The organism is Novosphingobium sp. B 225, assembly GCF_002198665.1.
GTDB lineage: Bacteria > Pseudomonadota > Alphaproteobacteria > Sphingomonadales > Sphingomonadaceae > Novosphingobium.
The window spans coordinates 90,626-113,983 of the sequence record NZ_MWLM01000034.1; the positions used below are offsets into that span (position 1 = coordinate 90,626).

The window sequence follows — 23,358 nt, forward strand, 5'->3', positions numbered from 1 at the left end:
TCTAGGCTCTGATCCCCAGCGCTGACAGGGCGGCCTTGGCTTCGGCCTCGATCGTCTCGGCTGCGGCACTTTCACCGCGAAAGCGGGCAAGCTGTGCGGCGCACAGCAGGTTTCGGGCGGCTTCGCGCGGGCTGTGGCGGATCCGGGCCGAACGTCTGGCCTGATCCAGATAGTGATCGGCGCGGTCGCTGCGGCCCTGGCCTTGGGCCAGCCGGGCCAGTGCGCGCCAGCCCATCGCTTCGCCCAGCCGGTCACCGCCTTCGCGGACCCGTTGCACCAAGGCCCCGGCATAGGCCCGCGCCGCCGCCGTATCGCCGCGCACGGCCATGACCTGGGTCAGCCAGCCGAACAGCAGCGAGGTGCGCTGGCGGCTGTTGCCCGGGCTGAGGAACCAGCGCGCGGTATCTTCCATCCGCCGCACCTGCCGTTCATCGCCATCGATCCGCCAGCGGGCATAGGCGGCCAGCGCGTGGCTCATCATCGCCAGATAGCGGGTGTGGGTGCGGGTGCAATCCTGCAGCGCGGCCTGGGCCAGGCTTTCGGCCCCGTACCAATCGCCTTGCCACAGCCGGATCGCGGCGCGCTGGGTCAGCAGCGATGGGCGCATCGTGGTCAAGGCATCGGGATCGAGTGCTTCGGCCCGGTCGAACAGCGCGTCCGCCTCGGCCATGTGGCCCTGATCGCCCAGCAGAAAGCCGTGGCAGGCCAGCCCATAGATCAGCGTTTCGCGGTGGTGGCGGCCGCCGCGCTCGGCGAACTGGGGCAGCACCACGCGGAACAATTCGTCCGCCTCGCCATACCGACCGGCGCTGTTGAGGGACTGGGCCAGCTTGATTTCGATCTGGCCCATGAACCGCTCGTCGCCTGCCGCCAGCGCGGCATCGCGTGCGACCGAAAGGTCGCGGATCGAGCGCTTGCCGAGCCCCAGGCCATAAGCGATCGATCCCAGCCAATAGCGTCCCCGGATCTGCGCGGCGGGATCATCGCTGCCGGCCAGCAGCGCCTGGGCGCGCTGGATCACATCGAGCTGGTCGGCGGCGGGATCGACGATGCTGGCCAGCCCGAACTTGTTGAGCAAGGTCCAGCCCTGCCCTTCGCGCTGAGGGCCGGGCTCAAGCGCCTCGATCCGGGTCAGCGCGGCGCGGTAATGCGCCTGAGCCCGGTCCAGCGCGCCCGCCGCCAGCGCCGCGTCCCCGGCGCGCATGGCATAATCAAGCGCGGCCTCGTCCATTCCGGCGGCGGCGCTGTGATAGGCCAGAGCATCGAGCAGGCCATCCGCGCCGAGCAGTTCGGCCCGCTCTTCCAGCACATGCAGCGCGCGTTGGTGCAGATCGCGGCGCAGCGCCAGATCGATCCCGGCATAGACGGCATCGCGGGTCAGCCCGTGCTTGAAGCGCAGCATGGTGCCGCTATCGCCGGGATAGAGGAAATCGGCCTGCTCCAGCCGGTGCAACGCGGGCGCATCGATCGCCGCGCCCTGGATCGCGGCCAGCAGCCAGCCGGGCACCTGATGGCCCAGCACCGCAGCCTGTCGCAGCAGATCGGCATCGCGGGCGGGAAGCGCGGCAAAGCGGGCTTGGACCGCCATGTCGAACCATGCCCCGCGCGCCTCGCCTTCGGGGGCCTCGCCGCGGCTGGCCCAGGCGTGGCACAGCTCTTCAAGCAACAGCGGACTGCCCCCGGCGGCCATGGTCAGCCGTTCGATCACCCCGGGTTCGACCGTACCCAGCAAGGCCGCAATCGCCTGCTGCGCGGCCTGCGGCGTCAGCGGCAGCAGTGGTTCGATCAGGCAGGGCGTGCCTTCGGGCAAGCGGACCTGCCCCTCGCGCGAGGCGAGCAGGACGCGCAGCTGCCCGGCGGGCGCGGCGGCGAGCATCGCGGCCAGCTCGTCGCGGCTCGCATCGTCGGCCCATTGCCAATCGTCGATCACTACCAGGACCGGCAGGCTTGCCGCCGCCAGCGCAATCTCGCGCCCGATCGACACGCCCTCCGCCGCCGCCTGTTCGGCCTGCTCGCTCCCGGCCAGTCCGCCCGCAATCTGCAGGAATGGTTGCAGCGGCCGCGCTGCCAGGTACGCTTCGCAGTACCCGCGCGCGACGCGCCATCCGGCACTGCGCGCCTCGTCGCAAGCATGCGCAAGCAGGCGGCTCTTGCCGATCCCGGCGGGTCCGTGGAGCAGCATGGTCACCGCGCCCTGGCCGCCGCCGCGCAGCCAGGTCTTGAGCCGCGTCTGAATCTCGTCACGCCCGGTAAGCGGGGTCAGCCGTTGGCGCGCGCGTCCGGCAAAGCGGCTTTCCACATCGCTGCGGCCCAGCACCGGCAGCGCATTCAACCGCTTGCGCCGCCCGCCCAGCTGCAAGGGCACGGGCGCGCCGGTGGTAAAAAACGCGGCGTCCCCGCCCAGCGTCTCGGCGCTGACCAGCAGCCCGTCGGGGCTGGAGGCATCGCACAGCCGCGCCGCGACATTGGTCGCATCGCCCAACATCTCATAACGCCCGCGCACCATGTCGCCGCTACGCAGCAGCACCACCCCGGCGTGAATCCCGCTGTGCAGCCGCAGCTTGAGCCCCGGGCCGAACAGCCCGTCCAGTTCTGCCGCGGCCTGATGCAGATCCAGCGCAGCTTCGGTCGCGCGGCGTCCGGCGTCTTCGTGGGCGAGCGGATAGCCGAACATGCACAGCGCCCCGTCCCCGTCGATCCGGACCACCTCGCCACCATGATGGCTGACGATCCGTCCGGTCAGTTCGCGCAGCCGGGTCAGGAGTTCGGCATAGTGTTCCGGTTCCATGTTCCCGGTGATGCCGGTGGAATCGGTCAGGTCGGTGAACAGCAGGACAAGGTGATGGCGCTGATTGACCAGGCTCATCTCAGCATGCGTTCGTATTGGTTGCGCAGGGCCGAAAGCGAAGCGATGTGCAACTGGCGGCCGCGCTGCTGAAGCAGGCCATCCTGGCCCAGCAGCCCCAGTTCGCGCGAAACCGCTTCGCGGCTGGTGCCGATCCGTGCGGCCAGTTCGGCATGGGTCGGCATCGGGCGGATATCGGCGCTGTCGGCCCCCGGTTCAGCCACTTCCAGCGCAAGCCGCAGCAGTTCGGCCTGGACCCGGCTGGCAACTGGCAGGGTGGCAAGTTCAAAGGCGCGGTCGGTCAGATTGCGGACCCGCTGGGCCAGCTGCTGTGCCACCCACAGCCCGGCCTCGGGCACTTCGCCCAGCAGCTGGGTAAATTCAGGCCCGGTCAGATGCGCAAGACGCGAATCCTCGATCGCGGTAACATTGGTAGAGCGCGGCTGGCCATCGATTGCGCTGAGTTCCCCGAACATCTCGCCCGGGCCCATATCGCTCAGGATTACTTCGCGCCCCTGCGGCGAAACCAGCGAGAACAGCAGGCGTCCTGACAGGACCAGATAGACGTCGCGGCCCTGGCTGCCTTCGGCAACCACCACCTGCTTGCGGCTGATCGGCTGCTGGCGGGCGCGGGCCAGGAATGCGTCGCGAACCGCGGGCGGCATGATCCGCTCCGCGCGCTGCTCTTGGCCTGACGGGCCAAAACCATGCATCCTTGCGACCCCTGTTCGCCACGGGCCTGCCCCAAACCGGCCCTTCTGTCTGCTACTAGTCCCTGCCGGTGATTTTTGTCACATCATTTTTTGGCGGGAAGAACCAGTTTGGGACGCTCTGCGCGCCTGTTCAGCTGAACAGGCTTTGATATTTCTGCGAAAAAACATCGCGCCCAATAATCAGGCGCATCACTTCACTGGAACCGGCGAGGATCCGGTTGATGCGGGCGTCGCTGAACATCCGGCTGATCGGATATTCATCCATGAAGCCCGCCCCGCCGTGCAGCTGTACCCCCAGGTCCAGCATCTTCCACTCAACCTCGCTCGCCACCATCTTGGCCTTGGCGCCCATGTTGCTGGTGAGCTGTCCGATATTATGGGCGGCGACGCAGTGGTCGATATAGACCTGCGCCAATTCAATCTCGGTATCCATCTCGGCCATGCGGAACTGGGTGTTCTGCTGGTCGGACAGCGGCGCCCCGAAGATCTGCCGCTGGCTGACGTAATCGCGGGTGATGTCAAACGCCTTGCGGGCATTGGCGGCGCAGCCGACGGCGGAAATCAGCCGTTCCTCGGCCAGGCCCTCCATCAGATAGTAAAACCCCTTGCCGGCCTCACCCAGCTGGTTGGCCTTGGGCACTTGCACATTGTTGAAGAACAGTTCGGCGGTGTCCTGCGCGGGCATGCCCATCTTTTTCAGGTTGCGGCCGCGTTCGAACCCTTCCATCCCGCGCTCCAGGATCAGCAGCACCATCGCATGTTTCTTGTCCGCGCCCGCAACCTTGGCAGCCACGATCACCACATCGGCGTTGATCCCGTTGGAGATATAGGTCTTGGAACCGTTGAGCAGCCAGTGATCGCCCATGTCCTGCGCCGTGGTGCGCATCCCCGCCAGGTCCGATCCCGCGCCCGGCTCGGTCATGGCGATGGCCAGGATCGTTTCACCCGAAACGCATTTCGGCAGGAACCGCATGCGCTGTTCCTCGGTGCCAAAGCGCTGGAAATAAGGGCCGACCAGGCGGCTGTGCAGCGTGTTATAGAACTGCTTGGCCCCGGCGCGGCAGGTTTCCTCGATGATGATCTGTTCAAAGCGGAAATCGGTGTCGCCCATGCCGCCATATTTCTCGTCCGGCCAGATCATCAGAAAGCCCTGATCGCCCGCCTTCCTGAAGGCCGCGCGATCGACGATCCCCGCCTCGCGCCAATCTTCCATATGCGGGGCAATTTCTGCCTCAAGGAACTTGCGATAGGCATCGCGGAACATGATCTGGTCTTCGCTGAACTGGCGCATGGCTTCCTCTTGCAGGATGGCGAACGGGCTGGGTCTGTGACCTAGGGTCAGGCCGGGTTGGGCGGCGGGTAGGCGGGCAGGCTTTCAAACACGCTGTCCGGGGTGGCCAGCATCCGTTCGTATTGCGCCTGCGGATAGTCAAGGTGCGGAACCGCGGGATCATAGGCCGGCTGCGACAATCCGCCGGGTCCGTCAAGGCCGGGCGGGGCGATCATCGCCTCCATCTCTGCCTCGCTCAGGCCCAGTCCGGCCAGCATCGCGCGGTCAATCCAGACCTGCGGTTCGACCGGGGTGGTAAAGGTCGAAACTTCCAGTGTCATATGTTCCGGCCCGGCAAAGTAGACCGATTTGCAGAACCCGTGATCGATCGGACCCAGCACCGGGATTCCGTGGCTGCGGACCCGATCACGCATGGCATAGAGCGCGGCCATATCGGGCACGCGAAAGGCCGTGTGCTGCAAGGCCCCCGGTGCCGCCGGTGCTTCACCGCGCCCGGCGTGGGTTACCCCCATGGTGGTCGGGATCGCCTCTCCCCCCGGCACGTGGACCAGCGAGAACAGGCTGTCATCGGCCATTTTGAGGAAGGCATGCATAGCGCCGGGAACGCCGTGCATTTCAAAGATCGCGACCAGCGGAAAACCCATCACGGCGGTGAAGAATTCCAGCTGGCGCTTCATGTCCCCGGCCATGAAGGCGATGTGATGGATGCCATCGGGGGTACCTGCCGGTTTGCTCATGGAATCGCCTCCTGTCCCGCTGCCGGTTCAGATGATGCCCTGCGTGGCCAGATGTGCAAGCGCCGCAGCATCCAGCCCCAGCCGCTGCCCATAGATTTCGGCATTGTGTTCGCCCGGCACAAGCGGTGCGCGGCGGCGCACGCTGGCCGGATTGGCCGACAATTTGGGCATCGGCGCCTGCATTTTTATCGCGCCAAGTTCGGGATGCTCTACTTCGACCAGCGCTTCGCGGGCGGCAAAGTGCGGGTCTTCCAGCATGTCCTTGCCGGTAAAGATCCGCCCGGCGGGGACCGAATGGGCGATCATCAGCGCTTCCACCTGATCCACGGTCAGTGTGGCAGTCCAGCGATTGATCAGCGCGTCCAGTTCCTGCTGGCGTTCGCCGCGCGCGGCATGGGTGGCAAAGCGCGGGTCGCGCGCCAGCTCCCCCTGGCCCATTGCCTCGGCCAGCCGCGCGAAGATCGCATCGCCGTTGCCGCCGATCATGTATTCGCCGTCGCGGCACTGATAGACGTTGCTGGGGGCGATCCCCGGTAGAATCGAACCCGATCGCTGCCGGACGATCCCCATCAGGTCATATTCCGGCACCAGGCTTTCCATCACTTGCAGCACCGCTTCGTACAGCGCGGAATCGACCACCTGGCCCTTGCCGCTGCTTTCCCGCGCATGGAGCGCAGCGAGTGCGCCCATGCAGCCATAGGTCGCCGCGAGAGTATCGCCGATCGACACGCCCATGCGGCTTGGCGGCCGGTCCGGATCGCCCACGATCGCGCGCCACCCGCCCATCGCTTCGCCAATCCCGCCAAACCCGGCGCGGGTGCTGTAGGGACCGGTCTGGCCATAGCCGGACATGCGGACAATGATCAGGCGCGGGTTGATCGCGTGCAGGTCTTCCGGTCCCAGTCCCCACTTCTCGACCGTGCCGGGCTTGAAGTTCTCGATCATGATATCCGCATCGGCCAGCAGGCGGCGGGCCAGGTCCTGCCCCTCGGCCACGCGCAGGTTGGCAGTGACCGAGCGCTTGTTGCGGCCGATCACCTGCCACCACACCTTGTGTGTCCCATTGCCCCATTGCCGCATCGGATCGCCCGCACCCGGCGGCTCGATCTTGACCACGTCGGCGCCCATATCGCCCAGCAATTGCCCGCAGAACGGACCCGCGATCAGCTGGCCCAGTTCGATCACCTTGACGCCATCTAGCGCGCCCGTGTTGTCACCCGTCATTGGTCTGCCTGTTTCGGAAAGGGCCCGGCCTTGGCCAGCATCGACGGCATCACCTTGTCCATCACCTGGCCCAGCCACTGCGCGGTTTCGATCAGCCGGTTCAGGTCCAGCCCGGTTTCCACGCCGCTGCGCGCCAGCATATAGGCCACGTCCTCGCTGGCCACATTGCCCGCCGCGCCGGGGGCAAACGGACAGCCGCCGAGCCCCCCGATCGAGGCATCGACCACGCTCGCCCCGGCCTCCACCGCCGCCCAGACATTGGCCACCCCGGTCCCCCGGGTGTTGTGGAAATGGACCCGCACCGGCAGCGGCGCGATGGCCCCTGCGATAGCGCGGACCAGCGCGGAAACCTGTGCGGGCACGGCCACCCCGATGGTATCGGCCAGCGCCACTTCGACCGGGCCAGCTTCGGCCAGCCGCGCTGCCATCCGCACCACATGGGCCGGATCGACCTCACCCGCGAAGGGACAGCCAAAGCTGGTGGCGATAGTCACTTGCGCGCTGCGGCCAGCCGCACGGGCCATGGCCACGATCCGCTCTGCCACGTCGATTGACTGCGCGCTGTCTTGCCCCTGGTTGCGAATCCCGAACGGATCCGAAGCGATGGCCACTGCGCCCAGCTGGTCCAGCCCCGCCGCCAGCGCGCGCTCTGCCCCGCGTTCGTTGAGCACCAGCCCGATCCGGGTCACACCTTCCGGTGCGCCCAGCCCTGCGACCACCGCTTCGGCATCGGCCATCTGCGGCACGCGCTTGGGATTGACGAAGCTTGCCACCTCGATCCGCCGTGATCCGGCGGCAATCGCGCGGCGGATCAGTTCGACCTTGTGCGCGGTGGAGATCAGCACAGCCTCGTTCTGCAGCCCGTCGCGCGGGCCGACTTCGACCATTTCTATGCTGCGGGGCTGGGTCATCGGTGGCTCTCTGGACTATCCCTGCGCCGCAATCCAGTCACGCACGCGGGCGGCGGCCTGGGCCTGAAGGTCCGGCTGGCCGAAGTAATAGTGGTTTGCCCCGGCGATCAGATGATGATCGATCTCGCACTTGCTCGCCGCCGCCATCAGCCGCGCGGCGTGGCTGGGGGTGCAGGCATCGTCGGCGCCGTTTTCGATCACCAGCATCGGACAGGCAATCCGCGCCGCACATTTCAGGCCATCGGCCTGGCTGTCATCATAGGACCACTGCGACAGCCACGAACGCAAGGTGGTGAACCGCGCCAGGCCCACCGGGCCATCGTTGACCACAAAGGGATCGCCCAGCATGCAGTGGTTCGGCTGGCGCTCGTTGGGATCGACCGTAGGGTCAAGCCAGCGCGGATCGGCCATGGTGCCCTGTACGGTAAAGCAGCGTTCCAGATTGTCGTGCCCGGCGGCCTTGAGCTCAGCCAGCTGGTCCTTGACCCAGGCCGTGATCCGCCGGTTGCGGGCGATCTGGCGCTGGCGGTATTCGGCGACGAATTCGGCTGAATAGGGCGGCTTCGGCCCGTCCGGGGCATAGAGGTTCCAGGCCGGATTGCGATCCCACGGCTTTGCCTCGTCCTCGATCGAAGGGTCCATCCATTCGGTCAGGGTGAGGTTGCGTGAAAGGTGCGCGGCGAGCAGCATCACGCCGTCCGCCGGAATGAATTGCGCCGCTGTCAGGTCATAAGGATCGCCCGCCGGGGTATGGGTAACGCGCGGGTCCTGCGCTTCGGCCTGATAGAACATCGACAGCGAACCGCCACCCGACCAGCCGCCCAGATAGACCCGGGCATAGCCCAGCCGCTCTTTCGCATCGCGCACACAGGCGCCCAGATCCATCACCGCGCGTTCCATGATCAGCGCGGTGTCGTTGCCCCGATAGCGCGGGTTGCAATAGATCGTGTGGACCCCCAGCCGGGCGAGCGCGCCAACCAGCGGCAGATAGGCCCCGCCGCCGATCGGGTGCGAGAAGATCACCACGCTGTCGGCGGGCACTCCCGGCCGCAGCAACTGGCATTCGACCGCCACTTTGCCGATTTCGCCGCCATAGGTGTCCTTGAATGCGCTCTGTTCGCTGAACAGCACGAGGTAGGGGATGCGATCGTAATGCAAGGGGCCTCTCCTTGCCGTCAGCTTGCCGGGGCCCCGGCCGTTTGTCCACCACGGCGCGGGCTTTGCGCTGCCGGACGGACCGGGCTAAGGGCTAGGCGATGCCGGTTGCCCTTATTCGCAAGCTGTCGGTCGCCGCTCTGGCGATCCTGCCCGTGCTGGCACTGCTGGCACTGTGCCGTCAGTTCGGCCCTTTGCCCGATCTTGCCACCTATTTCCCGGCCGCCCCGGCGGATCAGGCCGCCTCGCTCGCCGCCTTGCCGGGGCGCGCTGCGGACGCGCCCTTGCTGCAACAAAGCATCCTGCCGCCGGGTGACGCGCAGGCGCGCAATGCGGCGGTGCCGTTCTATGCCGGACCAGTGCTGCCCGCCGATCCGTTCCGTTTTGCCGGGAGCGAGACCGACCGCACCCGCGCCGCCGATTGCCTTGCGCTGGCCGCCATGGCCGAGGCCGGGCCCAGCGATGAAGGCCAGCGCGCGGTGATCCAGGTCGTGCTCAACCGGGTTCGCCATCCCGCCTTTGCCAAGACTGTCTGCGGGGTGGTGTTCGAAGGGTCAGAGCGCGCAACTGGCTGCCAGTTCAGCTTTACCTGTGATGGCTCGCTCGCCCGCCGGTACAGCGAACAGGCGTGGGAACACGCCCGGCTGCGCGCCGCCGAGGCACTGGGCGGGCGGGTCTTCGCGCTGGTCGGCAATGCCACGCATTACCACACCGATTGGGTGTTTCCTTACTGGAGCCCCAGTCTGGTAAAGCTGGCGCGGGTGGAGACGCACCTGTTCTTTCGCTGGCCGGGCTACTGGGGCACCAATGCGGCGATGCGGACGCCCTATCGCGGGGGTGAGCCTGATGTCAGTCAGCCGCTCCCCGGTGAAGCGCCCGCGCCGCTCGCCACGCCCGGCGCGCAGCCCACCGTGGCCCCCGGCGCGCCCGCGATTACGGGCGGCACGCTGACCATGCGTGACCCTACTGGCAAGGGCAATTTCGTCACGCTCGACCCGGGCTCCGGCCCGGCCGAGGCCATGGCGCTGGCCCGCAAGCTGTGCGGCGCGGCCACCACCTGCCGCGTCCTGGCCTGGGCCGACCGCGCGGAAATCCCCGCCACGTTCCCGCTGCCCCGCGCGGCGCGGGCCGCATTGCTGTTCAGCTATACCCGCGACCCGGCAGGCAGCGAGATCGCGCTGTATGACTGCACCCGGATCAACGGCGTGGCGCGGGACCAGTGCATTCCCAAGGCACGCTAGATCCTCCCCCGGTGGGGGAGGATCTTGTCTGGGTCAGCCGCTGAACTTTCCGCCTTCATTCGCCAACCGCTTGAGCAGCGGGGCGACCGGCAGGCCATACTGTTCCAGCCCGGCCACGATCTTGGGCAAGCCTTCATGGTCGGCCCAATACATGATCCCGCCGGTCCAGGCCGGCCAGCCATAGCCGTTGAGCCAGACCAGATCCACGTCCCCGGCGCGCTGGGCGATGGCTTCTTCCAGGATCAGCGCGCCTTCGCTGACCATCGGGTAGAGCAGGCGGGCGAAGATTTCTTCCTTTGATACCGCGCGCTGGGCCTTGCCTTCCTTGCTCGCGAAATCGGCGATGATCGCCAGCACTTCGTCGGACGGGCTGCGCTGGCGGTTCTCGTCGTAATCGTAGAAGCCCTTGCCGGTCTTCTGGCCCCAGCGCCCGGCGGCGCACAGCGCTTCGCGCACGGTGGTGACTTTGCTGGGATCGCGGTGCCAGCCGATGTCGAGGCCGGCCAGGTCACCCATCTGGAATGGCCCCATCGGGAAACCGAAATCGAGCAGGACCTGATCGATTTCGAAGTACTTCGCCCCTTCCATGATCATCAGGTTGGCCTGCTCCTGCCGTTTGGCGAGCATGCGGTTGCCGATGAAGCCGTGGCACACGCCTGAAACCACCGGCACTTTACGGATCGTTCCGGCCAGTTGCATCACGGTGGCCAGCTGGCTTGCCCCGGTCAGCTTGCCGCGCACCACTTCCAGCAGTTTCATGATGTTGGCGGGCGAGAAGAAATGCATGCCCAGCACCGCCTCGGGGCGCTTGGTCGCCGCAGCAATCTCATCGACGTTGAGGTAGCTGGTGTTGCTGGCGAGGATCGCACCCGGTTTGACGATCGCGTCCAGGCGTCCGAACACGTCCTTCTTGACCTCCATCGATTCGTACACCGCTTCGATCACCAGATCGCAGTCGGCCAGGTCATCGAAGCTCAGCGAGGGGGTCAGCCGCTCCATCGCTGCCTTGGCATCGGCCGCCTCGATCCGCCCGCGCTTGACGCTGGCTTCGTAATTCTTGCCCATCACCCCCACGCCGCGATCCAGCGCGGCCTGTTCCTGCTCGACAATCGTCACCGGGATCCCGGCGGACAGGAAATTCATCGTGATCCCGCCGCCCATCGTGCCCGCGCCGATCACCCCAACCTTGCGGATCGGGATCAGCGGGGTGTCGGCCGGCAGGTCGTCAATCCTGGCACAAAGCTGCAAGGCGGCCTGAATATGCGCCTGCGCGCCGGGAAGGGATTCGGACATTTCGATTTCCTTTTGCTTCTTTAGTCTCGGTGCCCGGCTTTCAACCGCACACTTTCACTGCCTTGCCCATTGCAGACGTGCCAAAATTCGTATCGCGCAATTCGGCCAAGTCAACGCGCTCGCCCCCCCGGTTCATGCGTTGCTCCGCGAAGTCCCTCGCCTTGGTCAGACTGGCTTCATCCCGCGCATCGAATCTGGGGCCGTCTGCTTCGCCGTGGCTCTGGTAATAGTCACTCCCGCGCATGACCTGCTTTCCAGATGCGACGACGCGCCTGGACAGGCCTTCGAACATGATCTTGGTATCGAGCTTACCCAGATAGGAGATCCGTCCCGGGACAACAGTGAATTCCACTGTGGCCTTTTCCAGGCAGTCGCTCCAATGGTTCTGTTGCCAGAAGCTGTCGATCCGGTACCGGCCCGGCGGCAAAGTGCGGGCAATGTAGCGCGGGCCAAGTCCTTCAAAGGGTACTTCCAACGCATAAACGCGCGACAGGAATCCGCTCTTGCCGTCCTTGGACATTTGGAGCGAATAGCCAAACGGCATCCCTTCGACTTGCAGCATGACAGCCCCATCCTTGGACTTGTCATCCAGCCTGACTTTCTCGGGCGATTGTCTTGCCAGCGTTGGGACCGGGGCGATTGCCAACGCGATTGCCGAAATTAGCCCCAATTTGTGAATTGATGTCATGTTCGATCCCGTCAATTGATCTGCCGCTCACGCCCTTCCCAATAAGGCTCGCGCAGGGTCCGGCGCAGAATTTTGCCGCTGGGGTTGCGGGGCAAAGCGTTAATCGTGTCCACGCTCTTGGGTACCTTGAACCCGGCCAGCCGTTCGCGCGCCCACTCGATGATCGAGGCGGCATCGATGGTGTGCCCCGGCTTGGGTACGCAGACCGCCTTTACCGCTTCGCCCCATTTCTCGTCCGGCACGCCGATCACGGCGACTTCCAGTACGTCCGGGTGGCCATAGATCCCGCTTTCGACTTCCGCCGGGTAAACGTTTTCGCCGCCGGTGATGATCATGTCCTTGGCGCGGTCATACATATAGACGTAGCCGTCTTCATCCACGTAACCGACGTCGCCAGTGGCGATCCAGCCGTCCGCATCCATGGTGCTCTGGGTCGCTTCGGGCAGCTTCCAGTAATGCAGCATGTTGCTGGAGCTGCGGGTGCAGATCTCCCCAATTGCGCGCGGAGGCAGGGCGCTGCCATCGGGGCCGCGGATGATCATTTCCACCCCCGGCAGCGGCTTTCCGGCCGAGCGCATCCGCTCGTTACCTTCCACCGAATGGTCCTCGGGCGGCAGCACGCAGATCGTGCCGGTGGTTTCGGTCATCCCGTAATTCTGCACGAATTCCGCGCTGAACATCGCGATGCACTGGCGCAGCAGTTCCAGCGGGATCGGGCTGGCACCATAGAGGATATATTTGATCCGGCTGAAATCGGTCGTCGCGCAGTCCGGGTGGTTGAGCAGCATCTGCAAGGCCGCCGGGACGATGAAGAAGCGGGTGACGCCCCGGTTTTCCACCGCATCGAACACGCGGGTGGGCTCGAACTCGCTCAGCACCACACCGGGCAGCCCGGCGGCGAGCGCCATCACCCCCAGCCCGGTGCCGCCGATGTGCGCGCAGGGCATGGCGACCAGCACCGCCTCATCCTCGTCCCACAGGGTATAGGGCATCGGATTGTCGAGCGCGGCCTTGCGCAGCCCGAACAGGTTGCGGTTGGACAGCACCGCGCCCTTGGGGTGGCCGGTGGTGCCGCTGGTGTAAAGCTGCAGCACGGCTTCGTCCGGCTGGGATGGGGTGAAATCGGTGCGGGGGCTGTCAGCGATCAGCTTGCGGGCTTCATCCGCGGTGAAGCAGCGGATCAGGCCGGGGCGCTGACCCAGGGTCTTGGCGCAGGCTTCAAACCCGTCGCCCAGGAACAGCAGCTTCGCTTCGGCATTGTCGATGATATAGGCCGCCTCAGGCTCGGCCAGCCGCCAGCCGACCGGGACCATCACCACGCCCGCGCGCGCCGCGCCGAAGAACAGGGTGAAATAGGTGGTGCTGTTCTTGCCGAACCAGGCCACCCGGTCCCCCTTGTTCAGCCCCAGGGCGAGCAGGGCCGATGCGACCCGCGCGGTCGCATCCTCGAACTGGCCATAAGTAAAGCTGAGGTCGTCCCCCTCGATCGCCAGCCGGTCTGGCCGGTCCTCGGCCCAGAACCGCAGAAACTCGTCAAAGGAAAACAGATCCGCCGTGCGGCGCGCCTTGGCCAGCAGGCGGTCATAGGTCGCTTGGTCCATCATTCTCTCCCGGTTGAAGGCGATGTTTAACCGGGCACTTAATTTGGGCAAGCGGGAAGTGGGGGTTGGTTGACGGCGCGGCGGTTCTCTGCGGCGAGTTTCGGGATAGTTCACGCAGAGGCGCGGAGGAGTAGCGCCTGCGGCAAAGCCGCTCTCTGCCCAAACGCCGCTCAAAACGCTGCGTGAAATGGGAAGGCGGCCGCGCCGCCAGTACTACGCCTCTGCGTCTCCACTTCTTCTCTGCGCCTCTGCGTGAACTATCCCGGAAGTGCGTCAAAACGCCCTGGATCGCTGCTTACACAGGGATGGCGAAGGGCGTGGGCGCGTTGGAGGGACTATCCCCCCGCCATCAAACTCGCATTCCCGCCCGCCGCCGTGGTGTCGATGCAGGTCACGCGTTCGGTGGCAAAGCGGGTGACATAGTGCGGGCCGCCGGCTTTGGGGCCGGTGCCGGACAGGCCCTCGCCGCCGAACGGCTGGCTGCCGACCACCGCGCCGATCTGGTTGCGGTTGACATAGAAATTGCCGACCCGTGCCTGCGCCTGCACCAGCCGCCGGGTGGCGTCGATCCGGCTGTGCAGGCCCAGGGTAAGGCCAAAGCCGGTCTGGTTGATGTCTCGGATCACTTGTTCCAGCGCGTCCGCCTGGAACCGCGCAACGTGCAGCACCGGGCCGAAATTCTCGGCCGTCAGGTCGGCAATGCTGCCAATTTCGATGATCGCCGGGGCCACAAAGGTTCCGCCTTTGCAGGCCCCCGGCAGTTCGCGTTGCCAAACCGGGTGTCCGGCTTTTTTCATCGCCGCGATATGCTTGTCGAGGCTCGCCTTGGCTTCGGCATCGATCACCGGCCCGACATCCGTGGTCAGATCCTCCGGGTCGCCGATCACCAGCGCTTCGAACGCGCCCTTGATCATGGACAGCATTCCGTCCGCGACATCGTCCTGCAGATAAAGCACGCGCAAGGCCGAGCAGCGCTGTCCTGCGCTCTGGAATGCGGCGGCGACCACGTCGCGGGTGACCTGTTCGGGCAGGGCAGAGCTGTCGACGATCATCGCGTTCTGCCCGCCGGTTTCGGCCACCAGTTGCGCCAGCGGCCCGTCGCGGCCCGCCAGGCTGCGGTTGATCGCGCGGGCGGTGGCGGTGGAGCCGGTGAAGGCCACCCCGGCAATGCGCGGATCGCTGGTCAGCATGGCACCAACCTTGCCGTCACCGGGGACGAGCTGGACCACCCCGTCCGAAATCCCCGCCTCGTGGAAAAGGCGCACCGCGAGATCGGCGATCAGCGGGGTCTGCTCGGCCGGTTTGGCCAGCACGGTGTTGCCCGCCGCGAGCGGCCCGGCGATCAGCCCGGTGAAGATCGCCAGCGGGAAATTCCACGGCGCGATCGCCACGAAGGCTCCTCGCCCGTGCAGGGTCAGGCGGTTGCTCTCCCCCGTCGGGCCGGGCAGGGCCGTGCCTTCGGGAGTAAAGTGCGCGCGTGCCTCGGCGGCGTAATAGCGCAGGAAATCGACCGCTTCGCGCAGTTCCAGCACGGCATCGCCCAGCGTTTTACCAGCCTCGCGCTGGCACAGGCTGAGGAACTGGACGGTGCGCGCCTCGTACAGGTCCGCCACTTCCTCCAGCCGCGCGGCGCGTTCTGCGCCGCCCAAGGCATCCCAGCCGGGTTGGAAGGCGACCGCGCGGTGGATCATCTCGTCAACCTCGGCGGGGGTGGCATCGCGGCACTCACCGACCAGACTGGCGTGATTGTGCGGTGAGCGGACAGGGTGCGCCGCCGAGCCGCGTTTGTGTTCCACCGTCGGCGCGGCGGGCCAGGGCTCGTCATCCTCGCGCCAGACCTTCAGTTCCGCCAGCAGCGGTTCGCGCACCAGCGGATCGGCCAAGTCCACGCCCGCGCTGTTCCGGCGGTCGAGGAAGATATCTGCCGGGAGCGGAATCGCCGGGTTGCGGCGCGGGGAGAGGGCGGCCAGTTCTGCCACCGGATCGCCGACCAGTTCGGCCACTGGCACCTCGGCATTGGCCATGCGGTTGACGAACGAACTATTCGCGCCGTTTTCCAGCAGGCGGCGGACCAGATAGGCCAGCAGTTCCTTGTGGCCGCCGACCGGCGCATAGATCCGCACCGGGGTGCGCGGCTGGCCGTTTTCGGTCTGATAGCGCGCCAGTTCGGCATAGACATCCTCGCCCATGCCGTGCAGCCGCTGGAATTCGAACCGGGTGTCGCCCGCCAGCGCCAGAATTGCTCCGACGGTATAGGCATTGTGGGTGGCAAAGGCCGGATAGATCGCATCGGGTGCAGCCAGCAGCTTGGCCGCGCAGGCGAGGTACGAGACATCGGTGGCGACCTTGCGGGTGAATACCGGATAATCACCATACCCGCCGACCTGGCTCAGCTTGACCTCGCTGTCCCAGTACGCGCCCTTGACCAGCCGGACCATGATCCGCCGGTGGTAACGCCGCCCCAGCGCCGCGACCCATTCGACCAAGGGCACCGCGCGCTTGGAATAGGCTTGCAGAGCCAGGCCGAACCCCTGCCACCCGCCCGCGAACAGTTCCTCGTCCGCGACCAGCGCTTCGATCACGTCCAGCGACAGTTCCAGCCGCTCAGCTTCTTCGGCGTCGATGGTGAAATGGATGTCGGCGGCGCGCGCCTTCAGCGCCAGCTCCTTCAGCATCGGCACCAGCGCGGCCTTGGCGGCATCGGCGTGGAGGAAATCGTAGCGCGGATAGAGCGCCGAAAGCTTGACCGAGATCCCCGGTGAAGCGATCACGCCCGGATTGCCATTGGCGCCCGCTTCCTGCGCCAGCCGGTCCAGCGCATCGGCATAGGACTGGCGGTAACGTTCGGCATCGGCAAAAGTCATTGCCGCTTCGCCCAGCATGTCGAAGCTGTGGGTCAGCCCGGCTTTTCGTTCCGGCGCGGCGCGCTCCAGCGCTTCGTCGATGGTGCGCCCGAACACGAATTGCCCGCCCAGGATCTTCATCGCCTGCAGGGTTGCCTGCCGGATCACCGGTTCGCCGAGCCGTCCGACCGCGCGTTTCAGGCTGGCGCCCAGCCCGCCGCTGTCAGCGCGGCGCTGTTGCAGCACCTGCCCGGTCAGCATCAGCGAGAAAGTGGCTGCGTTGACGAAAGTGCTGTCGCTGTCGCCCATCCGGTCCGACCAGTCGATCCCGGCCAGCTTGTCATGGATCAGCGCGTCGGCGGTGGCGGCATCGGGGACGCGCAGCAGGGCTTCGGCCAGGCACATCAGTGCGATGCCTTCTTCGGTGCCCAGCCCATAGGTTTGCAGGAAGGCATCAAGCCCGCTGGCCTTGTGCTGCCGCGCCCCTTCGACCAGCCGCGCGGCGATCCGGGCGGCTTCGCCATGCGCCGCGCTGGCGGGGGCAGCCTGCTGCAACCGCTCGGCAATGCAGGCTTCTTCCTCAAGGCGATAGGCGCGGCGCAGGGCGGTTCGGTCAAGCGGAGCGGGCAAGGCAATGACTCCCTGTTGAAACAATGTTGCGCAATAGCATTGGTTGCGCCGGAAACCAATCGGGCGCGAGATGGTTGTTTTGGAGTAAAGCGAGCCCGCATAAATCCTTGCTTTTTCGCCGCAATGCAGCAATGCCGGTGGCCGAGAAGGCATATGATCAGGGTTGCAACGATCATCTTCGCCGCCATGCTGGCATCCTTTGCTGCACCGCCCGCGGTTGCGGCAGAGGAATCGCTTGTCCTGGCGGCGGCATCCGGCGATCCCTATGCCCCGGCGGTGGGCCGCATGGTTCAGTCGATGGTCGAATATACCCGCTGGACCAGCCCGCCCAACCCGGTTGAGCTGTGCATTTCCGGCCCGGCCGATCACGCGTCGCGGCTGGATGGGCTGCGCCTGTCCGATGGCCGCGCGATCGTACGGCGGTCGATCTCGGCCAGCCCGCTCGCGCTGGCGGGCTGTGATGTGCTCTATCTCGGACGGCTCCCGGCTTCGGCCGCGCGGGGGCTGACCGATGCGGCGCGGGGCAAAGGCGTGCTGACCATTGCCGAAAGCGATCCGGACGGGCGCAGCCAGGCGATGTTCGTGCTGGTGTTCCGCCCCGGCGCGCTGACTTTCCGGCTCAACATCGATGCTGTCTCGCGCTCTGGCCTCAGGGTCGATCCGCGCGTGCTGCGGCTGGCGCAGGGGGGCTGAGTCGATGCAGCGAGTCTCCCCCAATCAGGCCCTGCCCACGCTCAGCCAGTTGCTGGCCCGGGTCCATTTGCGGCTGATCCTGTTCTCGGTCGTGCTGGCCGCGCTCAGCTTGCTGGTCAGCGGCACAATCGTGATCCGCAATTATGCCAGCCGCAATCTCGATCTGGTGGCCAAGACCGTGGCCTATACAGTCGAACCTGCGGTGGTGTTTGGTGACAAGCAGGCCGTGGCCGAAGGGATCGCCTCGGTCGGCGCGGTCAACGGGATTGATCGGGTCGCGGTGCTTGATCCGCAAGGGCAAGTGCTGGCGGAATGGCGCCACCCGCATGGCGATTTCCACAGCCGGATCGAGGATGCGGCCAACCGGTTCATCTGGCCCAAACCGGCGGTGGCTACGATCAGCCGGAACGACACCGCGATCGGGCGGATCGAGATTTACGGCAATTCCGAAGGGATCCTGCGCTATGCCTTGTCGGGGCTGATCATTTCGCTGTCGTGCCTGGGGCTGACTGTGATTGCCACCCGGATCCTGGCGCGGCGGTTGCAGCAGGATGTGATCGCCCCGCTCGATCACGTGGCCGAAGTGGCCCATGCCGTGCGCAGCGACCGGGCCTTTGAACGGCGCGTGCCCAGTTCCGGCATTGCTGAAATTGACCGCTTCGGGCGCGATTTCAATGCGCTGCTGGCCGAACTGCAGGGCTGGCACGCGGGGCTTACCAGCGAGAACGCCGAACTGGCCCGCCGTGCTACCCACGATGCCTTGACCGGGCTGGGCAACCGGGTGTTGTTCGAACAGACCCTGGCCGATGCGATCGGGCAATCGGTGCGCAGCGGGCAAAGCTTTGCCGTGCTCTATTTCGATATCGACAGTTTCAAGCAGATCAACGATCGCCACGGCCACGAATGCGGCGACAGCGCCTTGATCGCCGTTGCCGAGCGGCTGCGCCAGTCGATCCGTCAGGCTGACCATGCGTTCCGCCTGGGCGGGGATGAATTCGCCGTGGTGCTGGCGGCCTTTGCCGATCAGGCCAGTATCAGCGCCGTGCTTGAACGGGTCGATCGCGCCATGGCGCAGCCCTATCGCCTGCCCACGGGCGCCAGCGCCAACGCCTCGCTCAGCGCCGGGGTCGCGGTCTATCCCGATGATGGCGTTTCACCGCAAGACCTGTTGCGCCGCGCCGATGCCAATATGTACCAAGCCAAGAAGGACCGGGCCCTGTCCGGTGCCAAGGGGAAAAACCATGCGTAACCTGTTCACCGCCGCCACGCTCGCCCTTTTGGCCGCCTGCGCCACTGTTCCGGCCAAGCCGGGCTTCAACAAGCAGCAGGTCGCGGTGCTGACTGAAAACGGGTTCAAACCGGAAGGTGAGAATTACGAACTGGGTCTGGCTGACCGGGTGCTGTTCGATGTCGACAAGGCTGACTTGAAGCCCGAAATGACCGACACGCTGACCAAGCTGACCAAGGCGCTGGCCGGGGTCGGGATCCACGGCGCGACGGTGGAAGGGCATACTGATTCAACCGGTGCCGACGATTACAACCAGGCCCTGTCCGAACGCCGTGCCCAGGCGGTCAAGGCGCTGATTGTCACCAGTGGTATGGCCGAGCCGGAAGTTGCGGCGCTTGGCAAAGGCGAAACCGATCCGATCGCCGACAACGCCACCGAAGACGGCCGCGCCCAGAACCGCCGGGTGGTGATCGTGGTCACCCCGGTTAATGCCATGGCGCTGAAGGATTGAGCCGTCCCCCTCCCGCTGGCGGGAGGGGTTAGGGGTGGGCCTGAGGCCGCACGCCCTGATCGCGCAACGGACCCACCCCCGACCCCTCCCGCAAGCGGGAGGGGGGAAGAACCACCTCTCCCCTTTGACCCGCTGCGCATCGGCCTTATGACAGCGCCATGACCACCTCCGCTTCCCGCTGGCAGTTCTGGATCGATCGCGGCGGGACTTTCACCGATGTGGTCGCGCGCGGGCCCGATGGGCGGGTGCTGACTGCCAAGCTGCTGTCCGAAGACCCGGCGCGGGCAGAAGATGCTGCCGTCGCCGCGATCCGGCAGCTGACCGGCACGCCCAATGGCCCGCTGCCCCCGGCAGAAGTGCGGATGGGGACCACGGTGGCCACCAATGCCTTGCTGGAGCGCAAGGGCGAACCCACCGTGCTGGCGATCACGCGCGGCTTTGGCGATGCCTTGCGGATCGGCACGCAGGACCGGCCCGAACTGTTCGTGCGCGAAATCAGGCTGGCCGAGCCGCCCCATGCCCGGGTGATCGAGATCGACGAGCGGGTCGATGCCGCGGGCAATGTGGTGCGGGCGCTGGATGAAGCCGCCGCGCTCGCCGCGTTCCGGCAGGCCGTGGCCGATGGGCTGCGCTCGGTCGCGATCGTGCTGATGCACGGCTGGCGCTATACCGCCCACGAAGCGCGGCTGGCACAGCTGGCGCGGCAGGCCGGGTTCACGCAGATTTCAGTCAGCCACAAGATCGCGCCCCTGATCAAGCTGATCGGGCGCGGGGATACGACCCTGGTCGATGCCTATCTTTCACCCGTGCTGCGCCGCTATGTCGAAGCGTTCTCGGGCGAATTGGGCGCGGAGAGCGAGCCGCTGTTCATGCAATCGAGCGGCGGGCTGGTGCAGGGGCGGCACTTTCACGGCAAGGATGCGATCCTGTCTGGCCCGGCCGGCGGGATCGTTGGCATGGCGCGCACGGCGGAATTGTCGGGCGAAGGCCGGGTGATCGGGTTCGACATGGGCGGGACCAGCACCGATGTCAGCCACTATGCCGGGGCCTATGAGCGTGACAGTGAGGTCCGCGTCGCCAATGTCCGGATCCGTGCGCCGATGCTGCGGATCCACACCGTTGCGGCGGGCGGCGGATCGATCTGCCGGTTCGATTCGGGGCGGCTGGTGGTGGGGCCGGAAAGCGCGGGCGCGGTGCCGGGTCCGGCCTGCTATCGCCGGGGCGGGCCGCTGACCGTCACCGATTGCAATGTCATGCTGGGCAAGATCATGCCCGAACACTTCCCCGCGCTGTTCGGCCCCACTGGGGACCAGCCGCTCGACCGGCAGGTGGTGGAACAGAAATTCGCCGCGCTGGCCGCCGATGTCGCGCGCGAGACCGGGCAGCAATTACCCCCGCAAGACCTTGCCGCCGGCTTCGTGCGAATCGCGGTTACCCAGATGGCCCATGCGATCCGGCAGATCTCGGTCGCGCGCGGGCACGACGTTACCCAATATGCCATGGCCTGTTTCGGTGGCGCAGGCGGGCAGCATGCCTGTCTGGTCGCAGACGAGCTGGGGATCGCGACCGTGCTGATCCACCCGCTGGCGGGCGTGCTGTCAGCCTATGGCATGGGGCTGGCGAGCGAGGCCGCCATGCGCGAACGCTCGCTTGGCTTGCCGCTGGTGGCCGGGGTTGAACAGGAAATCGAAGCCGCGCGCGCCGCGCTGGCGGATGAAGCCGCAGCGCAGCTGGGCACACCTGCCAGCCGGATCGAAGCCAGCCTGTTCCTGCGCCGGGCCGGCAGTGAAAATGCGATTGAACTGCCGCCGGGGCCGCTGGATGAACTGACCGCAGGTTTCGCCGCCGCGCACCGCGCGCAGTTCGGTTATGATCTGGCGGGGGAACTGGTGGTGGACCGGGTGCGGGTGGAAGCGGCGGCCGAAGATGCCAGCGCCGCGCAGCTCGCCTGGCCCTTGCCGGACCTCAGCGGCGCGGCGCTGGGCACCGCGCCGTGCTGGCTGCAAGGCGCAGAAGCTGCGGTGCCGGTTTTTGACCGCGCCGCGCTCGCCGCCGGGTTCAGCGCGGCGGGGCCGATGGTGGTGATCGATCCGCTCAGCACGACCATGGTGGAGCCGGGCTGGACCCTGCGGGTGGACGGCGATGGCACGCTGCGGCTGGAACGCAGCGCCGCGCGCGCCGCCGCACCGGTCCTGGGGGCCGAGGCCGATCCGATCCGGCTCGAAATTTTCAACGGCCTGTTCATGGCGATTGCCGAAGAAATGGGCTCCGCGCTCGCGCGCAGTGCGATGTCGGTCAATATCCGCGAACGGCTCGATTTCTCCTGCGCGGTGTTCGATGCGCAAGGACGGCTGGCGGCCAATGCGCCGCACATGCCGGTGCATCTGGGTTCGATGGGGGAAAGCGTGCAGGTGGTGCTGCGCGCTCGCGCGGGCGGCGCGGATGGGCGGGGCATAAGGCGCGGCGATGCCTATGTCCTCAACGCGCCCTATGCCGGGGGCACGCATCTGCCAGACATTACCGTGGTCATGCCGGTGTTCGCGCAGGGTGACACCGACGCACCCAGCTTCTTCGTCGCGGCGCGCGGGCACCATGCCGATGTGGGCGGAATCGCGCCCGGATCGATGCCGCCGGATAGCCGCAGCATCGCGGAAGAAGGCGTCCTGCTCGACAATGTGCTGCTGGTGGATGAGGGCCGCTTTCGCGAGGCTGAGCTGCGCGATCTGCTCTCGTCCGGGCCGTATCCCAGCCGCGCGGTCGATCAGAACCTCGCCGATCTGGCTGCGCAGGTCGCGGCCTGCGCGCGCGGGGCGGCGGGGCTGCACCATGCCTGCGCTGAACATGGCCAGGCCACGGTCAGCGCCTATATGGCCCACGTCCACGCCAATGCCGAAGAGGCGGTGCGGCGGCTGATCGGACGGCTGGAAGACGGCGCGTTCCCCTATGAACTGGATAATGGCGCGGTGGTGGCAGTGGCGGTGCGGGTGGACCGCGAAGCGCGCAGCGTGACGATCGACTTCACCGGCACCAGCGACCAGCTTGAGGGCAATTTCAACGCGCCGTTCAGCGTGGTCCGCGCGGCGGTGATGTATGTGCTGCGCACGATGATCGACGATCCGATCCCGATGAACGAAGGCTGCCTGGCCCCGGTGACGATTGTGGTGCCCGAAGGTTCGATGCTCAATCCGCGCTATCCCGCCGCCGTGGTTGCGGGCAATGTCGAAACCAGTCAGGTGGTAACCGACGCGCTGTTCGGCGCATTCGGGGCGATGGCGGCGGCGCAGGGGACGATGAACAATTTCACTTTCGGCACCGACCGCTATCAATACTATGAAACCATCGCCGGGGGCGCGGGGGCCGGGCCGGGCTTTGCCGGGGCCAGCGCGGTCCAGACCCATATGACCAACAGCCGCCTGACCGATCCTGAAGTGCTGGAAAGCCGGTTTCCGGTGCTGCTGGAAGAGTTTGCGATCCGGCGCGGATCGGGCGGCGCGGGCCTGTGGCGCGGCGGCGATGGCGCGGTGCGGCGGCTGCGCTTCCTCGAACCGATGCAGGCCGGTCTGCTCGCCAACCGCCGCCGGGTGCCGCCGTTCGGGCTCGCCGGGGGCGAACCGGGAGTTTGCGGCACCGGGCGGGTCGAGCGGCTGGACGGCACAGTCGAAATGCTCGGCGCGACGGCCTCTGTCAGCCTGGCTACGGGCGATGTAATCGTGATCGAAACGCCCGGCGGGGGAGGATACGGCGAGCCATGACT

15 protein-coding genes and 1 pseudogene are annotated in these 23,358 nt (G+C 66.6%); 5 read left to right on the forward strand and 11 right to left on the reverse strand.

All coding sequences use genetic code 11. The features are described 5' to 3' along the window. Position 1: 1 nt before the first annotated feature. From MNBBLIKP_RS05370 to MNBBLIKP_RS05400, 7 genes are all read right to left on the reverse strand, one after another. Positions 2-2,866 carry an adenylate/guanylate cyclase domain-containing protein gene (locus MNBBLIKP_RS05370; RefSeq protein WP_088308224.1) on the reverse strand — a complete coding sequence of 955 codons (2,865 nt, stop codon included), beginning with the start codon at positions 2,864-2,866 and terminating at the stop codon, positions 2-4. Then, positions 2,863-3,510, reverse strand: coding sequence for a Crp/Fnr family transcriptional regulator (locus MNBBLIKP_RS05375; protein WP_176399662.1), 648 nt, complete (start codon positions 3,508-3,510; stop codon positions 2,863-2,865). Before MNBBLIKP_RS05375 ends, MNBBLIKP_RS05370 begins: the two co-directional genes overlap by 4 nt. Positions 3,511-3,688: 178 nt before the next feature. Next, entirely contained in the window at positions 3,689-4,849 is a 1,161-nt protein-coding gene (locus MNBBLIKP_RS05380; protein ID WP_088308227.1) for an acyl-CoA dehydrogenase family protein, read from the reverse strand. 47 nt (positions 4,850-4,896) lie between these two features. Continuing rightward, complete coding sequence (locus tag MNBBLIKP_RS05385) at positions 4,897-5,586, reverse strand: VOC family protein (protein WP_088308229.1); 690 nt, start codon at positions 5,584-5,586, stop codon at positions 4,897-4,899. A gap of 27 nt (positions 5,587-5,613) precedes the next feature. Then, positions 5,614-6,810 carry a CaiB/BaiF CoA transferase family protein gene (locus tag MNBBLIKP_RS05390; RefSeq protein ID WP_088308231.1) on the reverse strand — a complete coding sequence of 399 codons (1,197 nt, stop codon included), beginning with the start codon at positions 6,808-6,810 and terminating at the stop codon, positions 5,614-5,616. Further along, a complete protein-coding gene (locus MNBBLIKP_RS05395; RefSeq protein ID WP_088308233.1) occupies positions 6,807-7,721 on the reverse strand; it encodes a hydroxymethylglutaryl-CoA lyase in 915 nt (304 codons plus the stop codon). Before MNBBLIKP_RS05395 ends, MNBBLIKP_RS05390 begins: the two co-directional genes overlap by 4 nt. Before the next feature lie 15 nt (positions 7,722-7,736). Further along, positions 7,737-8,879, reverse strand: coding sequence for an alpha/beta fold hydrolase (locus MNBBLIKP_RS05400; protein ID WP_217896653.1), 1,143 nt, complete (start codon positions 8,877-8,879; stop codon positions 7,737-7,739). A gap of 98 nt (positions 8,880-8,977) precedes the next feature. Between MNBBLIKP_RS05400 and MNBBLIKP_RS05405 the strand changes: the two genes are divergently transcribed. Further along, on the forward strand, positions 8,978-10,117 hold the full coding sequence (locus MNBBLIKP_RS05405; protein ID WP_088308237.1) for a cell wall hydrolase: 1,140 nt from the start codon (positions 8,978-8,980) through the stop codon (positions 10,115-10,117). A gap of 33 nt (positions 10,118-10,150) precedes the next feature. Here MNBBLIKP_RS05405 and MNBBLIKP_RS05410 read toward each other — a convergent pair. The 4 genes and pseudogenes from MNBBLIKP_RS05410 to putA form a co-directional block, all read right to left on the reverse strand. After that, a pseudogene (locus tag MNBBLIKP_RS05410) lies at positions 10,151-11,389 on the reverse strand (3-hydroxyacyl-CoA dehydrogenase NAD-binding domain-containing protein); the annotation flags it as partial. Positions 11,390-11,450: 61 nt separating this feature from the next. Beyond that, positions 11,451-11,972, reverse strand: a complete 522-nt coding sequence (locus tag MNBBLIKP_RS05415; RefSeq protein WP_088308241.1) for a hypothetical protein — start codon at positions 11,970-11,972, stop codon at positions 11,451-11,453. Between the two features lie 137 nt (positions 11,973-12,109). Further along, positions 12,110-13,699: a fatty acid--CoA ligase gene (locus MNBBLIKP_RS05420; RefSeq protein WP_088308319.1), complete on the reverse strand. Its 1,590-nt coding sequence runs from the start codon at positions 13,697-13,699 to the stop codon at positions 12,110-12,112. 335 nt (positions 13,700-14,034) lie between these two features. Then, on the reverse strand, positions 14,035-17,178 hold the full coding sequence (gene putA / locus MNBBLIKP_RS05425) for a bifunctional proline dehydrogenase/L-glutamate gamma-semialdehyde dehydrogenase PutA (RefSeq protein ID WP_441339266.1): 3,144 nt from the start codon (positions 17,176-17,178) through the stop codon (positions 14,035-14,037). Between the two features lie 147 nt (positions 17,179-17,325). On the opposite strand from putA, the gene MNBBLIKP_RS05430 reads away from it, so the two are divergent. From MNBBLIKP_RS05430 to MNBBLIKP_RS05445, 4 genes are all read left to right on the forward strand, one after another. After that, positions 17,326-17,865 (forward strand): YfiR family protein, encoded by a 540-nt coding sequence (locus MNBBLIKP_RS05430; protein WP_176399663.1) that lies wholly within the window; start codon positions 17,326-17,328, stop codon positions 17,863-17,865. Between the two features lie 4 nt (positions 17,866-17,869). After that, positions 17,870-19,114 carry a diguanylate cyclase domain-containing protein gene (locus MNBBLIKP_RS05435; protein ID WP_088308245.1) on the forward strand — a complete coding sequence of 415 codons (1,245 nt, stop codon included), beginning with the start codon at positions 17,870-17,872 and terminating at the stop codon, positions 19,112-19,114. Next, entirely contained in the window at positions 19,107-19,604 is a 498-nt protein-coding gene (locus MNBBLIKP_RS05440; RefSeq protein ID WP_254912922.1) for an OmpA family protein, read from the forward strand. Before MNBBLIKP_RS05435 ends, MNBBLIKP_RS05440 begins: the two co-directional genes overlap by 8 nt. Positions 19,605-19,762: 158 nt before the next feature. After that, positions 19,763-23,356, forward strand: coding sequence for a hydantoinase B/oxoprolinase family protein (locus MNBBLIKP_RS05445; RefSeq protein WP_088308249.1), 3,594 nt, complete (start codon positions 19,763-19,765; stop codon positions 23,354-23,356). The last annotated feature ends 2 nt before the right edge of the window (positions 23,357-23,358 follow it).

Excerpts from the sequence above, each read along its gene's own strand:
- MNBBLIKP_RS05370 (WP_088308224.1), bottom strand. The coding sequence starts at position 2,866 with ATGAGCCTGGTCAATCAGCGCCATCACCTTGTCCTGCTGTTCACCGAC.
- MNBBLIKP_RS05375 (WP_176399662.1), bottom strand. The coding sequence starts at position 3,510 with ATGCCGCCCGCGGTTCGCGACGCATTCCTGGCCCGCGCCCGCCAGCAG.
- MNBBLIKP_RS05380 (WP_088308227.1), bottom strand. The coding sequence starts at position 4,849 with ATGCGCCAGTTCAGCGAAGACCAGATCATGTTCCGCGATGCCTATCGC.
- MNBBLIKP_RS05385 (WP_088308229.1), bottom strand. The coding sequence starts at position 5,586 with ATGAGCAAACCGGCAGGTACCCCCGATGGCATCCATCACATCGCCTTC.
- MNBBLIKP_RS05390 (WP_088308231.1), bottom strand. The coding sequence starts at position 6,810 with ATGACGGGTGACAACACGGGCGCGCTAGATGGCGTCAAGGTGATCGAA.
- MNBBLIKP_RS05395 (WP_088308233.1), bottom strand. The coding sequence starts at position 7,721 with ATGACCCAGCCCCGCAGCATAGAAATGGTCGAAGTCGGCCCGCGCGAC.
- MNBBLIKP_RS05405 (WP_088308237.1), top strand. The coding sequence starts at position 8,978 with ATGCCGGTTGCCCTTATTCGCAAGCTGTCGGTCGCCGCTCTGGCGATC.
- MNBBLIKP_RS05415 (WP_088308241.1), bottom strand. The coding sequence starts at position 11,972 with ATGCTGCAAGTCGAAGGGATGCCGTTTGGCTATTCGCTCCAAATGTCC.
- MNBBLIKP_RS05420 (WP_088308319.1), bottom strand. The coding sequence starts at position 13,699 with ATGGACCAAGCGACCTATGACCGCCTGCTGGCCAAGGCGCGCCGCACG.
- MNBBLIKP_RS05430 (WP_176399663.1), top strand. The coding sequence starts at position 17,326 with ATGATCAGGGTTGCAACGATCATCTTCGCCGCCATGCTGGCATCCTTT.
- MNBBLIKP_RS05435 (WP_088308245.1), top strand. The coding sequence starts at position 17,870 with ATGCAGCGAGTCTCCCCCAATCAGGCCCTGCCCACGCTCAGCCAGTTG.
- MNBBLIKP_RS05440 (WP_254912922.1), top strand. The coding sequence starts at position 19,107 with ATGCGTAACCTGTTCACCGCCGCCACGCTCGCCCTTTTGGCCGCCTGC.
- MNBBLIKP_RS05445 (WP_088308249.1), top strand. The coding sequence starts at position 19,763 with ATGACCACCTCCGCTTCCCGCTGGCAGTTCTGGATCGATCGCGGCGGG.